General features: G+C 54.4%; 16 protein-coding genes and 1 pseudogene. 4 read left to right on the top strand and 13 right to left on the bottom strand.

Going from position 1 to position 12,838, the window contains the following annotated elements:
- Window positions 1-20: 20 nt before the first annotated feature.
- The 4 genes from nusA to pip form a co-directional block, all read right to left on the bottom strand.
- Complete coding sequence (nusA, locus tag OS190_RS01825) at window positions 21-1,640, bottom strand: transcription termination factor NusA (RefSeq protein ID WP_267156951.1); 1,620 nt, start codon at window positions 1,638-1,640, stop codon at window positions 21-23.
- Window positions 1,641-2,216 carry a ribosome maturation factor RimP gene (gene rimP / locus OS190_RS01820; protein WP_267156950.1) on the bottom strand — a complete coding sequence of 192 codons (576 nt, stop codon included), beginning with the start codon at window positions 2,214-2,216 and terminating at the stop codon, window positions 1,641-1,643.
- Window positions 2,217-2,356: 140 nt separating this feature from the next.
- On the bottom strand, window positions 2,357-3,211 hold the full coding sequence (locus OS190_RS01815) for an ABC transporter substrate-binding protein (RefSeq protein ID WP_267156949.1): 855 nt from the start codon (window positions 3,209-3,211) through the stop codon (window positions 2,357-2,359).
- Window positions 3,208-4,182: a prolyl aminopeptidase gene (gene pip / locus OS190_RS01810; protein ID WP_267156948.1), complete on the bottom strand. Its 975-nt coding sequence runs from the start codon at window positions 4,180-4,182 to the stop codon at window positions 3,208-3,210. The genes OS190_RS01815 and pip overlap by 4 nt, the downstream gene beginning before the upstream one ends.
- 48 nt (window positions 4,183-4,230) lie before the next feature.
- Here pip and ubiG point away from each other — a divergent pair, with 48 nt between their 5' ends.
- On the top strand, window positions 4,231-4,977 hold the full coding sequence (gene ubiG, locus OS190_RS01805; protein WP_267156947.1) for a bifunctional 2-polyprenyl-6-hydroxyphenol methylase/3-demethylubiquinol 3-O-methyltransferase UbiG: 747 nt from the start codon (window positions 4,231-4,233) through the stop codon (window positions 4,975-4,977).
- Here ubiG and OS190_RS01800 read toward each other — a convergent pair.
- From OS190_RS01800 to OS190_RS20485, 5 genes and pseudogenes are all read right to left on the bottom strand, one after another.
- Window positions 4,952-5,398, bottom strand: coding sequence for a MarR family winged helix-turn-helix transcriptional regulator (locus tag OS190_RS01800; RefSeq protein ID WP_267156946.1), 447 nt, complete (start codon window positions 5,396-5,398; stop codon window positions 4,952-4,954). The two genes, ubiG and OS190_RS01800, sit on opposite strands and share 26 nt — an antisense overlap.
- Window positions 5,399-5,421: 23 nt before the next feature.
- Window positions 5,422-6,252: a carbon-nitrogen hydrolase family protein gene (locus OS190_RS01795; protein ID WP_267156945.1), complete on the bottom strand. Its 831-nt coding sequence runs from the start codon at window positions 6,250-6,252 to the stop codon at window positions 5,422-5,424.
- A complete protein-coding gene (grxC, locus tag OS190_RS01790) occupies window positions 6,252-6,509 on the bottom strand; it encodes a glutaredoxin 3 (protein ID WP_267156944.1) in 258 nt (85 codons plus the stop codon). The genes OS190_RS01795 and grxC overlap by 1 nt, the downstream gene beginning before the upstream one ends.
- 36 nt (window positions 6,510-6,545) lie before the next feature.
- Window positions 6,546-7,034: a ComF family protein gene (locus OS190_RS01785; RefSeq protein WP_323370575.1), complete on the bottom strand. Its 489-nt coding sequence runs from the start codon at window positions 7,032-7,034 to the stop codon at window positions 6,546-6,548.
- A 48-nt stretch (window positions 7,035-7,082) separates the two neighbouring features.
- Window positions 7,083-7,280: pseudogene (locus OS190_RS20485) on the bottom strand (double zinc ribbon domain-containing protein); the annotation flags it as partial.
- Window positions 7,281-7,291: 11 nt separating this feature from the next.
- Here OS190_RS20485 and OS190_RS01780 point away from each other — a divergent pair.
- Together OS190_RS01780 and hemH are read left to right on the top strand one after the other, a co-directional pair.
- A complete protein-coding gene (locus OS190_RS01780) occupies window positions 7,292-8,110 on the top strand; it encodes a methyltransferase domain-containing protein (protein WP_267156942.1) in 819 nt (272 codons plus the stop codon).
- Between the two features lie 79 nt (window positions 8,111-8,189).
- Window positions 8,190-9,236, top strand: a complete 1,047-nt coding sequence (gene hemH / locus OS190_RS01775) for a ferrochelatase (protein ID WP_267156941.1) — start codon at window positions 8,190-8,192, stop codon at window positions 9,234-9,236.
- A 122-nt stretch (window positions 9,237-9,358) separates the two neighbouring features.
- On the opposite strand, the gene OS190_RS01770 is transcribed toward hemH, so the two are convergent.
- Both OS190_RS01770 and OS190_RS01765 read right to left on the bottom strand, forming a co-directional pair.
- On the bottom strand, window positions 9,359-9,541 hold the full coding sequence (locus OS190_RS01770; protein WP_267156940.1) for a hypothetical protein: 183 nt from the start codon (window positions 9,539-9,541) through the stop codon (window positions 9,359-9,361).
- A gap of 141 nt (window positions 9,542-9,682) precedes the next feature.
- Window positions 9,683-10,294, bottom strand: a complete 612-nt coding sequence (locus OS190_RS01765) for a L,D-transpeptidase (protein ID WP_267156939.1) — start codon at window positions 10,292-10,294, stop codon at window positions 9,683-9,685.
- Between the two features lie 166 nt (window positions 10,295-10,460).
- Here OS190_RS01765 and dalA point away from each other — a divergent pair, with 166 nt between their 5' ends.
- Window positions 10,461-10,970, top strand: a complete 510-nt coding sequence (gene dalA, locus OS190_RS01760) for a divisome-associated lipoprotein DalA (protein WP_267156938.1) — start codon at window positions 10,461-10,463, stop codon at window positions 10,968-10,970.
- 29 nt (window positions 10,971-10,999) lie between these two features.
- Here the strand turns inward: dalA and OS190_RS01755 are convergent, their stop codons facing one another.
- Window positions 11,000-11,500 carry a L,D-transpeptidase family protein gene (locus OS190_RS01755; RefSeq protein WP_267156937.1) on the bottom strand — a complete coding sequence of 167 codons (501 nt, stop codon included), beginning with the start codon at window positions 11,498-11,500 and terminating at the stop codon, window positions 11,000-11,002.
- Between the two features lie 73 nt (window positions 11,501-11,573).
- A complete protein-coding gene (locus OS190_RS01750) occupies window positions 11,574-12,827 on the bottom strand; it encodes a class I SAM-dependent RNA methyltransferase (protein WP_267156936.1) in 1,254 nt (417 codons plus the stop codon).
- Between the last annotated feature and the right edge of the window lie 11 nt (window positions 12,828-12,838).

Below are 12,838 nucleotides of genomic sequence, written 5' to 3'. Positions count from 1 at the left end.
GGAAACTCCGAGGCCTGAGATCAGGCCTCGACCTCCTGTTCTTCTGTTTCGCCACCGTCTTGGGTGGCCTCTACTTCAAGCTCGGCAGGATCAACCCAACCCAGCATTACGCGGGCAGTCATGATCATGCTTTGCGCATCCTCAAGCGAGATCTCGAAGGGTTCAAGCGACCCTTCATCCTTTACCCGTTCGCCGTCTACAGTTGTCCAACCACCTGCCAGCTCCCAATCTGCACAAGTTGCGAAATCTTCCAGCGTTTTCACACCATCTTTCGCCAGTGCCTCTAGCATTTGGGGTGTCAGGCCCTCAAATTCAACCAGGCTGTCTTCAACGCCCAGGGCACGGGCTGCTTCGAGCGCCGCTTTGTTCTGTGCTTCCAGCACATCTCTGGCACGGGCCTGCAATTCACCCGCTGTATCTTCATCAACGCCGTCAATAACCAAAAGTTCATCAACCTCGACATAGGCGACTTCCTCAAGGTTCGTGAACCCTTCGGAGACCAGCAACTGAGCAAAGAACTCGTCCAGATCAAGGTTGTCCATAAACAGCTTGGTGCGCAGTTCGAATTCGGCCTGACGGCGCTGGCTTTCCTGCTCTTCGGTCATGATGTCGATGTCGAGCCCGGTCAGTTGTGACGCCAGGCGCACATTCTGACCACGTCGACCAATGGCAAGACTCAATTGTTCTTCTGGTACGACAACTTCGATTTTGCCGGCTTCTTCGTCCAGAACAACCTTGGATACTTCCGCAGGCTGCAAGGCGTTGACGAGGAAAGTAGGCTGATCATCATTCCACGGAATGATGTCGATTTTTTCACCCTGCAATTCGTTGACCACGGCCTGCACCCGTGACCCGCGCATACCCACACAGGCCCCAACAGGATCGATGGAACCATCATAGGAAATCACGGCAATCTTGGCACGTGACCCCGGATCGCGGGCCACTGCCTTGATCTCGATGATACCGTCGTAAATCTCTGGTACCTCCATCTTGAACAGCTCCGCCATGAATTCCGGTGCGGTACGCGACAGGAAAATCTGCGGCCCGCGCTGCTCGCGGCGGACTTCTTTGATGTAAACGCGAATGCGGTCATTCGGACGATAGGATTCACGGCCAATTTTCTCGTTGCGGCGCAGGATTGCTTCTCCGGCACCCACATCAACAATGACATTGCCATATTCTTCGCGCTTGACCAGACCATTGATGATCGTACCTGCGCGGTCCTTGAATTCCTCGAATTGGCGGTCACGCTCCGCTTCACGGATCTTTTGCAGGATCACCTGTTTGGCCGATTGCGCAGCGATGCGCCCCATCTCGACTGGAGGAACCTCTTCGATCAGTTGCTGGCCCACTTCGGGGTTATCCATATATTGTTTGGCCTGCTCGACCGTGAATTCCGCCTGATAATTCTCAAGCTCGTCATCTTCCACCACCGTACGGACGCGGGTAAATGTCGCACGCCCTGTCTTGCGGTCGATCGAGACATGAATGTCCATTTCCGCGCCGTAACGCGACTTGGCCGCGCGCGCGAGCGATTCTTCCATCGCTTCGATCACCAGCGCAGGGTCAATCATCTTTTCACGGGCAACAGCTTCGGCAGTTTGCAAAAGCTCAAGCTGGTTGGCGGATGTAATAGCCATTTAATCTTCTCCCTCATCGGACTCGTCCGATATTTCGTCAAATTTGGTTTCGTCGATGGCACCCGACGCTTTGCGTTGGCGCAGCATTTCCTTGATCAACTCGTCTGTCAGCACCAGCTTTGCGTCCGACAGCCAGTCAAATTTCAAACCCACAGTACCTTCGGCAAGGTTGATCAGCACCTCATCACCCTCAACTCCGGCCAATTCGCCCTTGAAGCGGCGGCGCCCATCAATCAGCTCTTCGGTCTCGATCTTGGCTTCATAACCTTCGAACATGTCAAAATCTTTGAGACGGGTCAGGGGACGGTCGATACCGGGCGAAGATACTTCAAGATTGTATTCTTCGACAATCGGATCTTCGACATCCAGTACAGCGCTCAATGCCTGACTGATCTGGCCAAGTTCGTCAACTTCGATGCCACCTTCGGGCCTGTCCGCCATCACCTGAAGAATCGTTTCCTTGCCCGACATAAGACGCACGCGCACCAGTTCAAAACCCATATCCTCGATCACCGGTGTGATGATTTCGGCCATGCGGCGGTCAATGGCAGCTTTTGCAATCAAGTCGTTGGTCATGGTTTCCTATCGGTTGCCGTCAGGCACAAAAAAACGGGCGCGCGGCCCGTGTTCAAGATCGGTGGAGCGTTTGGTGTGGACCCGAACGCACCGCTGTTGTCAGCCATATACGTAAACTACGCCGCAACTGCAAGTGCTGTTCACGCGAACCACCAGCGTTCAGCCGCCCGGAGGTTATCAAGCGGGCGCAGATGACTGATCTGTGTGGGTTGCATCACATCGGCAGAAACAGCCTGTGTCGGATGGCGACGATCCGGCTGCAGGAGGATGTCAGGCAGATCAGTCAAGGTGCCAGCGCCGTTAACATCCACGGCGTCCACCAAATATTCGCCCAGCGCCTGACCGCGTACGATCTCCGAGGGAATCGAGGAGAGTTCAACCTCGTCAAACCAGCCTACAGTAGCTTCTTTATAGTGGTCTGTGACCCTTTTGGTGAGTAGCCTCTGGCCGGCCAGGAATGATTCCACTCGATACAACCCCGTGCCAATCCCCGACGCTGGCGCATGCGCGGCTCGGATTACCATGTCAGGTTGGGACAGACGCAGCGGCAAACCGGCGTCCGGCTGCTGTAACGTGATCTTCACCGCGGTTTGGCCCAATGATTGCACATCAGCGTCAAGAATTGCATTTAGACTTGCGGCCACATCTCGCGCGGTAAAAGGCGCGCCATCATGGAATCGCACATCTGACCGCAGGTCAAAGGCCCAAACGGCACCATTTGCAGAAGACCTCCAGGCAATCGCCAGCTCTGGTCGCAAGGTTCCATCCGCCGCAACTTCGGTGAGTGTGTCAAACACAAGCCCCTGTCGCGCGACCTGCATGAACAGGCCGTTTCCCCGGTCCCAGCGATCCTCTCGTGTGGCACCGGACAAGGCCATACGCAGCCGCCCGCCCCGTTTCGGTCCTGCCGCGGAAACGCCGTTGGCGGCCAAGAGCGCAGCAGCAGCAGCACTGGAGAACAATGCGCGGCGATCAAACAACGAGGTCCGGCTCATCCCTTTGCCCCGATACTGTCCATTGCCTTTACCAATTCCGCCGAGATCCCCGGTTCGGATAGTGCATGCCCTGCGTTTCGCACCATCTTCAGTTCGCCCTGCATCCAGTTTTCAGCCAGGGCGTAGGCACTGCTGGGCGGGCAAATCATATCATAACGGCCCTGCACGATAACGCCGGGGATATGCGAGATACGTGGCATGTGAGCCAGGATTTGGCCGTCAAACTCGAGAAAACCGGCATTGGAGAAATAGTGATTCTCCAATCGTGAAAACGCACGGGCATATTCGGACGGGCCTTCGTGCACACTGCCTGACGAATGAATCGACGCCAGTGCATTTTCCCAGGCAGCCCAGGCCCGGCCATAGCGTTGCTCTGTCGACAGGTCGCCGGAAAACAGTCGTTTGTGATAAGCGTTGATCAGGTCGCCATGTTCGTCTTCGGGAATCAACGATGTAAACCTTGCCCAGACCTCGGGCCAAAATTTGCCAGCGCCACCACCATAGAACCACTCCAATTCTGATTGGGTCATCAGAAAAACGCCGCGCAGCACCAGGTTACGCACTGCTTCGGGATGGGTCTGTGCATAAATCAAAGACAGGGTCGCACCCCAGGAGCCGCCAAAAACCACCCATTGCGCGATTCCGAGTTCCCGGCGAATCATTTCGATGTCTGCGACCAGATGCCACGTCGTGTTGTCGACGACGCTTGCATGGGGTCTGGAACGTCCGCATCCACGTTGGTCAAAGAGGATCACGCGAAAGATCGCGGGATCGAAATAACGCCGCATAGAGGGGCTACAACCGCCGCCGGGCCCACCATGTAGCACCACGACAGGTATGCCTTCGGGGTTACCGCATTGCTCCATATAGACCTGGTGGCCTTGACCAACGGCCAGCATCCGCTGATCGAATGGGTCAATCGGCGGATAAAGATATTGAACAGCGCGCTTTTGATCGGGAAACTTGTCCATGACTGCTCTATATAACGGCTGACTGAACAAGAGAATAGGGACCGCAACATGCAAACCGTTCAATCAACAGTAGACGCAGGCGAAATCGCCAAATTCGAAGCGATGGCGGCGGAATGGTGGGACCTGAATGGTAAGTTCAAGCCATTGCACATGCTGAACCCTTGCCGGTTGGATTACATTGCCGCGCAGATCGCCGGCGAATTCGACCGAGACTTGAAATCAGATGCACCGTTCAAGAGGTTGCGAATCCTCGACATTGGGTGCGGTGGCGGCCTTTTGGCGGAACCTATGGCGCGTTTAGGTGCGGATGTTGTTGGCGCGGATGCCGCGGCGGGCAATATTCCCGTGGCACAGATTCACGCTGAACAATCAGGACTGACCATAGACTACCGGCACACCACAGCCGAAGCGATGGCCCAGGCGGGCGAACAGTTTGACGTTGTTCTGAATATGGAAGTGGTCGAGCATGTTGCGTCACCCATCGATTATCTGCGGGCTTGCCATGACCTGTTAAAACCAGGTGGATTGCACATTTGTTCAACCATCAACCGCAATCCGAAATCCTATATGATGGCGATCGTTGGCGCGGAACACATCATGCGCTGGTTGCCCAAAGGGACCCATGAATGGTCGAAATTCATCACCCCGGACGAATTGTTTACGCTGATCGCCGAGGCGGGTCTTGAACCCGTCGATCGCAAGGGGTTTGTTTTCAACCCGATTGCGTGGTCCTGGCGTCTGTCTGATCGTGACCTCAGCGTTAACTATGTCACGGCGAGCCTGAAGCCAGCTTGATCCTGATCTCGCGCAGGATCGGAAGCGCGGCGCGGGCCTGGTCTTCTCCCAGATCTTCGACCACCTGATTGATCATGGGCGTGATGGCCGCCACTGCGGTATCCCGTGCCAGTCGACCAGCGGGGCTGATCCCTACCATCTTGCGGCGCGCGTCGTCCCAGTCAGGGCGGATATGCACATAACCTGCCCATTCCAGTTTGGTCAGCGTATTGGTCATCGCTCCCCGTGTTACGCCAAACCGCTCGGCCAGTTGTGCAGGCGAAGTCTCCGAGTCTTTGTAAATCAAATGATTGAGAACAGAAAAATGCGAGATTTCCATACCCTTTGGCAGGACACGCGACAAACGACCACGCATCGAATGATCAGCCGCGAGAATTTCACTGAACAACATGATCGCAAGTGTATTTTTATCGTCGCTCATTTGTTGACCTAAACGAAGCCCGATTACGGACCAGAGAAATCGCGGGCATTTACAAGGCTAGGAACCCTTTGCCGTGCCGCCATTCCTTTTTCCATATCGAGATTGAATTTGTAAACGCCACTTGCAGTACCGGCATCCAGAAGCACCTCGCCCCAGGGATCGATCACAAGCGAATGTCCGTAGGTATCACGGGTTTTGTTTGACGCGCTGGCGTGGGTACCGGTCTGGGCGGGCGCAATTACAAAACAACCAGATTCGATGGCCCGCGCCCGAAGCAAAGCATGCCAATGCGCCGCCCCTGTGACCGGCGAAAACGCTGCCGGCACCGTCAGAATTTGCGCGCCAGCATTGGCCAAAGCACGATACAGATGAGAAAACCGGACATCGTAACAAATACTCAGACCGACTTTGGCAAATTCTGTATCTACCAACACCGCCTGTGTTCCGGGACGGTATCCTTCGCTTTCACGCCAGGTCTCGGTCTCGCTTATCTGAACATCGAACATGTGAATTTTGTCATATTTCGCGACAATTTCACCATCCGGAGCAATCATGAATGACCGGTTGGCGAACCGCTGATCCGCATCAGTGGTTTTCAGACCCAATGACCCAATCAACAACCAGATACCTGCTGCTCTGGCCTCGGTGCGCAAGGCAGTCAAAGTGATGTCTTCATCCTCAAACTGCAACACCTGCTGTTGATGTTTGCGGCTGGTCGAAATGCAATTTGTCACTTCAGGAGTCAGGACAAACTGCGCCCCATCGACAATGGCCTTGCGCAGCATTCCCAGTGTTTGGTCAAGGTTCGCAACCGGGTCATCACTGACGTTGAGTTGAAGAATCGCACCCTGCATCACGCAGCCAGCAGCGCATCAAGTTTGCCTGCGCGTTCCAGATCATGCAATTCGTCACAGCCGCCAACATGCGTGTCGCCAATGAATATCTGTGGCACGGTACGCTTGCCATTTGCGCGTTGTATCATCTCTGCCTTACGCTCTGGATGGGCCATGACGTCAACTTCGGCAAAATCCACACCTTTGGAATTCAAAAGGCGTTTGGCCGCGTGACAAAACCCGCAGAGGGGCGATGTATAAATCTCGACAGGTTTCATAGGTCCGTCCTTTTAACATATTTGTTAAGTGAAGACTTAAGCCTCTTTGCTCACCCGCGCCAGTGTTACCACATTCACCGGGCCTGATCCCGCCTCAAGACAGGCGTGGGTACAGGCGGCAAGGGTGGCGCCCGATGTCATGACATCATCCACCAGCAGCACCGACTTCCCGATCAATCGTTGCCTCCGCCGGGGGTGTACCCGAATCGCTTTTGCCAATGTAGCAAAGCGGTCTTGTCGGCCCATACCCTCCAAAGATCGCGTATGCCGGACCCGTTGCAACAGATCCGGTGACCAAGGACGGTCAGCCGCGCCTGCCAATGCCTTGGCCAATAATGCGGACTGGTTGTATCGCCGTTTGATCATCCGTTGCCAATGCAGCGGTACGGGCGCAATCAAGGTGTTTGTCGCAATGAGTTCCCGTGCGGCATGCGCCAACCACAAGCCAGCGGGATGCGCGATTTCCTGACGGTCACCATGTTTCAAAGCCAGGATCAGCTTGCGGCCAGTGTCCCGGTAGAGCATTGCCGCGCGACCCCTGGACCAGGGGCGCGGCGTTTCCAGACAGGCATCACAATGTGGTCGATCCCCGTGATCCAAACCTGGAAGCGGGACACCGCAACTGTCACATATTGTGCCTCCGACAAAGGGCGTATCCCGCCAGCAAGATCCGCAAAGTTTGAAATCACCATCGACCATCGAGCCACAAGTAAGACACCGCGCAGGATAAATGGCATTTAACGCTGTTTGAAGTCCGCGTAACAACGTCATAATGGTTCCCCATGACACAGCCTGTTCAAATGACCGACATGCAGACACTTGCGCGTTATCGCCACCGCGCTGATCATAATGCGATGTTTCTGCACCAAGCCGCCGCCGATGAGGTGCAGGATCGTATAGATATGGTTAACATGTCGTTTAACTCCACTGCCCTGGTGACAGGTGCCCCGGACATCTGGTCAGGGCGGCATCCAACGGCACATATCGTTCCTGACGCAGAGACGCTGACGCTCGAAGTTGGGGCACATGATTTGGTTATCCATGCGATGGCACTGCATTGGGCGAATGATCCAGTCGGTCAGCTTGTTCAGTGTCGCCGCGCGCTCAAGCCCGACGGATTATTCCTAAGCGTTGCCTTTGGCGGTCAGACTTTGCACGAATTGCGCGCATGTCTGGGTCAGGCAGAGGCGGATGTGACCGGTGGCCTGTCACCCCGTGTCGCGCCTATGGGTGATCTACGCGACATGGGCGGGTTGCTGCAGCGCGCAGGCTTTGCCCTGCCAGTTGCCGACAGCCTGACCTACAATGTTCAATATCAGGATACCTGGGACTTGATGCGCGACCTCAGGGCAATGGGCGAAACCAATGCGCTCACCGGGCGCCTGCGCCGGCCCACACGCCGCGCCGTACTCGAAACCGCCGCGCATTTGTATCAAGAAAATTTCGCCACAGGCGAGGACAGGATCACCGCCACATTCGAACTGATTTTCCTGACCGGTTGGGCCCCTGCCGAAAATCAGCCCAAACCGCTGCGCCCTGGCTCTGCTCAACAGCGGTTGGCGGATGCCTTGGGAACAGATGAGACAAAGTTACCCATTTGACGATCGGAACAATGTCTCTACCTATCACCGGCCATCATCTCTAAGAACCGTCGACATGGATTTTTCGAAGGAACGCTCAATGCAAGCCAAGAGGCCAGCACCAAAAGACAACGACCACCCAACTCTTCCTGCGCAACGTGTGGGCATATTGCTGGCCAACCTCGGCACACCTGACAATTATGATTATTGGTCCATGCGTCGCTATCTGAGCGAATTTCTCTCGGACCAACGAGTGATCGACTACAGTCCATGGCTTTGGCAACCGTTGTTGCAAGCGATCATCCTGACAAAACGTCCTTTCACTTCGGGCGCGGCGTATAAATCCATTTGGAACCATGCCGAAGGTGAAAGCCCCTTGATGACCATCACCAAAGCGCAGACAGCAAAAATACAGACAGCGATGAAAGCGCGCTATGGCGATGACGTAATGGTCGATTTCTGCATGCGTTATGGCAATCCATCGACCAAATCGAAAGTGGCCGCTATGACTGCGGCAGGATGCACAAAGATCCTGTTTTTCCCACTTTACCCGCAATACGCTGGTGCCACGTCGGCAACTGCATGCGACGCCTTCTTTGCCGCCTTGAGTCGAGAAAAGTGGCAGCCCATCGCCCGTGTCGTCGAACCTTATTTTGAGCGTCCCGATTACATCGAAGCGCTCGCAGCTTCGATCGAGATGGCCTACTCCAAGATCGAAACGCGGCCGGACATACTTATTTGTTCTTACCACGGGCTGCCGGTGCGCTATTTGATGGAAGGCGACCCTTACCATTGTCAGTGTCAGAAAACGACGCGCCTGTTAAAGGAACGCCTTGGCTGGAAAGATACCGAGATTATGACGACTTTTCAGTCCAAGTTCGGGCCCGAGGAATGGTTACAGCCTTACACTGTCGAAGAAGTCGCAAGACAAGCCGAGGCCGGAAACAAGAATATCGCCATCTGTGCGCCTGCCTTCTCAGCCGACTGTATCGAAACACTGGAAGAAATTAACGAAGAAATCAAAGAGAGTTTCGAAGAAGCCGGGGGCGAACAGTTCACCTATGTCCCCTGCCTCAACGATGATGACCTGCATATCAAGGCGCTGACTGCGACGATCGAAGAAAACCTGAAGGGCTGGTGCGACTGACGGTCGACCGGCGGTTTGTAAGATTCGGTTTCATGCAACAGCTCAGTGCCCGCGACCATCTGTAAAATACAAAAAAGGCGGTACCGAAGTACCGCCTTTTCCATTTGGATTGTCGTTTCCGATTAATCGGTAGCAACAGCCGCAGCAACCAGAGCCAACAGGATCAATGGCAGAACGATACCACCGGAAGAACCTGATGCTTCTTCAACAATTACTGGTGCTTCGATGATTGGATCTGCCAAAGAACCGGCATATGCAGTCGATGCAGCAGCTGTCAGAGCAGCCGCGAGAACGAGTTTTTTCATAGTTATAACCTCCGATAAAAGGCGTACAGCACAATTGTGCGCACGCGCCCAAGACTTACCTCGTATGACTTTCTAAACAGCATAACCGAAGGATTGCAAACCCGGATTCAGCCGTTTTGCCCCACAAGCAGCACGATGTCGTCAAATTAGCAACACTTGAGTACCCACCTGGGCCATCTCATAAAGCTCTTCGATATGCTCGTTATACAGACCGATGCAACCGTTGGATGATTTGCGCCCGATCTTGCGGGTATCATGTGTCCCGTGGATACGGTAATAGGTCCAGCTCAGATGCAAAGATCGTGTGCCAAGTGGATTCTCAGGCCCAGGCCCAATAAAGGGCGGCCACTCTGGATTGCGCTCCAGCATGGAGGGAGTCGGACGCCAGGATGGCTTGGGATCTTTGAGAATGACCCGCGTGCGGCCGCGGCGCGTCAAATCAGGCGTTAACGGCACGCTTGAGGGGTAAAGCTTGTAGATGCTCTGATCTTCCGACCAGAAATGCACCGCACGGCTGTCAATATCGACAAGAATTGCACCCTTGTTCGTATTATCAAAGTAGGGCTGCCAATTCAGTGTGCGAAAGCTTGAGATATTGCGCCGCACGACCTCGGTGATATCGCGCTCGGTCTGAGTCGTTGCCGCAGAATTGACCGCGGCGTTAGATTGCGCCAGTGCCGGGGTCGCAAGCATCGCTGCACTACCGGCCAGAAAGCTGCGTCGGCTCTTTATATTAAATCGCTTGTCAGACATCGTTGTCCCCATCGCTTTGAACTTTTTGGATTATAGGTAATATATGACCCGAAAGACGCAGTATCAAATCAAACAAGTGTCAACTGGCATGGTAACGCCGATGTGCGTTTGAACTGCAACGCCTCGCAGGATAGTGAGGGGCAATCAAAGTGGTTGGAGCGATCTCATGTTGCGTATCTTATCTGTCCTGTTGGCAATTGCAGTTGGAATCTCGGCCTGTGCGCCGACGGCTCCGAAAATGGGTGCTGATGGCAAGCCCTTGCCTAAAGCCTACAGGATCAATCGTTCAGACACCGGAAAAATCCAATTCCGCATGCTTGATTCAGTAAACGCTTTGCGTCAGGCCAGCGGTCATGCCGCGGTTGCGCTCAACCCTCAGCTGAATGCCGCTGCCGCAACCCATTCCCGGGATATGTCGGTGCAAAACCGTCCTTGGCACTTTGGTTCGGACGGTTCTTCCCCGATCGACCGCATCACCCGAGTCGGCTATCCCGGCAAACTGGTCGGCGAAACGATTTCAGAAACATACGAATCAGAACTTGAAACGCTTGCCGCATGGATGGATCAACCCGACACGCGCAGGGTGATCCTGGACGATGACGCCCGCAACATGGGCTTTGCCTGGTTTCAGGAAAGAGGTGGTAAGATCTGGTGGACATTGGTGATGGGCGAATAACTGCCCAAAACATTGTCTGGCCGATCGCCTCAGGGATTGATCTGTATCGGCGTGCCGTCACCGACCATGGCGTAAATCTGCTCGATCTGGTCATTCGTCACAGAGATGCAGCCCCAGGTCCAATCGTCTTTGTCCTTTTTACGCGGGTTGCGCTGGCCATGGATAAAGATGTCGCCACCAGGTGATTTTCCCAAACTGCGCGCACGTTCGCGATCTCGTTCATTCGGATAGGAAATGCCCAAAGACAAGTGGAACCGGCTGTTCGGGTTGCGTCTGTCTATCCAATAGATTCCCTCAGGTGTCTTACCGTCGCCTTCGATCTCTTTGTGACCAGAGGGGGCAAACCCCAGCATGATTGGATAGCTTTCAAGGACTTTGTCATGATGCAGCAAATACATGTTGCGCGTACCTTTGTTGACAACAACATAGGTGACTTCCGGCCCGTTATACCGTTTGAATTTACTATTACCGCCACAGGCTCCCAACGCCACCAGCGCGGTGCCCCCAAGAATTAGATTTCTGCGTTTCATACCCGATTGCCCTCTGAGCCGGATGTTACCGGCGCGATTTAACTGCGCTAACACATAGCAAAAAAAAGCGCGTTCAAAAAGCCGTGAGATTGAGGTCTGAGGGCCGTTTCCCTGAAATACTGAAACAAGCGGCAAGTTCCACATGCGCTGACCATCGGAATTGATCCACAACTTGCACCCAATCCAGCGAATATCCCGCTTTCACCAACATTTGCGCATCGCGGGCGAAACTCACCGGGTTGCAAGATACATAAGCAATCCGCGGCACCAAAGACTTGCATATTTCGACAACTTGTCGTTCGGCACCGGATCGTGGCGGATCAAGAACGATTGCATCAAGTTTACGCATTTCATCCGGCAACACGGGACGTCGATACAAATCTCGCGCTTCGACTCTCAGCGGTTTTAACCCTTTGGTCATGCGCCATCCTTGATCCATTGCATTGATCATGCCTGCGTCGCTCTCAACAGCATAAACGCTGGCGGTTTGCGCGAGCGGCAAGGCAAAGGTGCCACATCCGGCAAACAGATCAGCAATATTCGCTGCATTACCAATCGCTTCACGCACCGCAGACAAAAGCGATGCCTCTCCATGTTGAGTTGCTTGCAAAAAAGCGCCTGGAGGCGGCAATACCTCGGCTTTGCCAAAACGTTGAAACGGCGGTTTGCGAGTGCCGATCACTTCGTTTTCCCAACTCAGTCGCGCCAATTTCAACCGATCGCAGAGTTCCGCAAGATTCTGACGCAAGGGACCGTCCAACGGTTTGCCCATTGCAACAGCAACGTCCAGACCGTTTGGTGCAAGGGTGACCGTCACGGCCAGCGCTGCCTTGCGGCTTGCGCCAACCAGTGCCAGTTCCTTGGCAGCATCCAGACCTGTCATCAATTCAGGATGCAAAAGCTGACAATCCGGTACTTCGATGACCACATCGGATCCACGGGCATAAAATCCTGCCATCGCGCCCTTTTTTGTGCGCTTGGCAGCAAAGGTCGCGCGCCGTCGTGAATTTGGCGGTGATGTCAGAATTGGCTTGAATACAGTCTCCAGATCATGGGCCTCTAATGCCGTCCGGACAATCCCGACCTTCCAGGCCGCAACGAATTCATCCGAGGCATGTTGCAGGCTGCAACCACCACAGGATTTGAAATGCCGGCAGGGTGCGGAAACACGGTCATCCGAAGGCGTGACAATGCGCACCCCTGTCAATGTCTGCTGATCTGTTTCACCTGTCACGACTTCGCCCGGCAATGTCATCGGTACATAAAACGGCCCCTCGGCAATTCCGTCACCGTGATGGCCCAACCTGCGTATCTTAAATTCTGTCATGCGCCCGCTCT

Origin of the sequence: Sulfitobacter sp. F26204, from assembly GCF_026410305.1 — a bacterium.
Taxonomy (GTDB): Bacteria; Pseudomonadota; Alphaproteobacteria; order Rhodobacterales; family Rhodobacteraceae; genus Sulfitobacter.
Note: the sequence above shows the minus strand (reverse complement) of the source record. Positions and strands in the feature narration are given on the sequence as shown.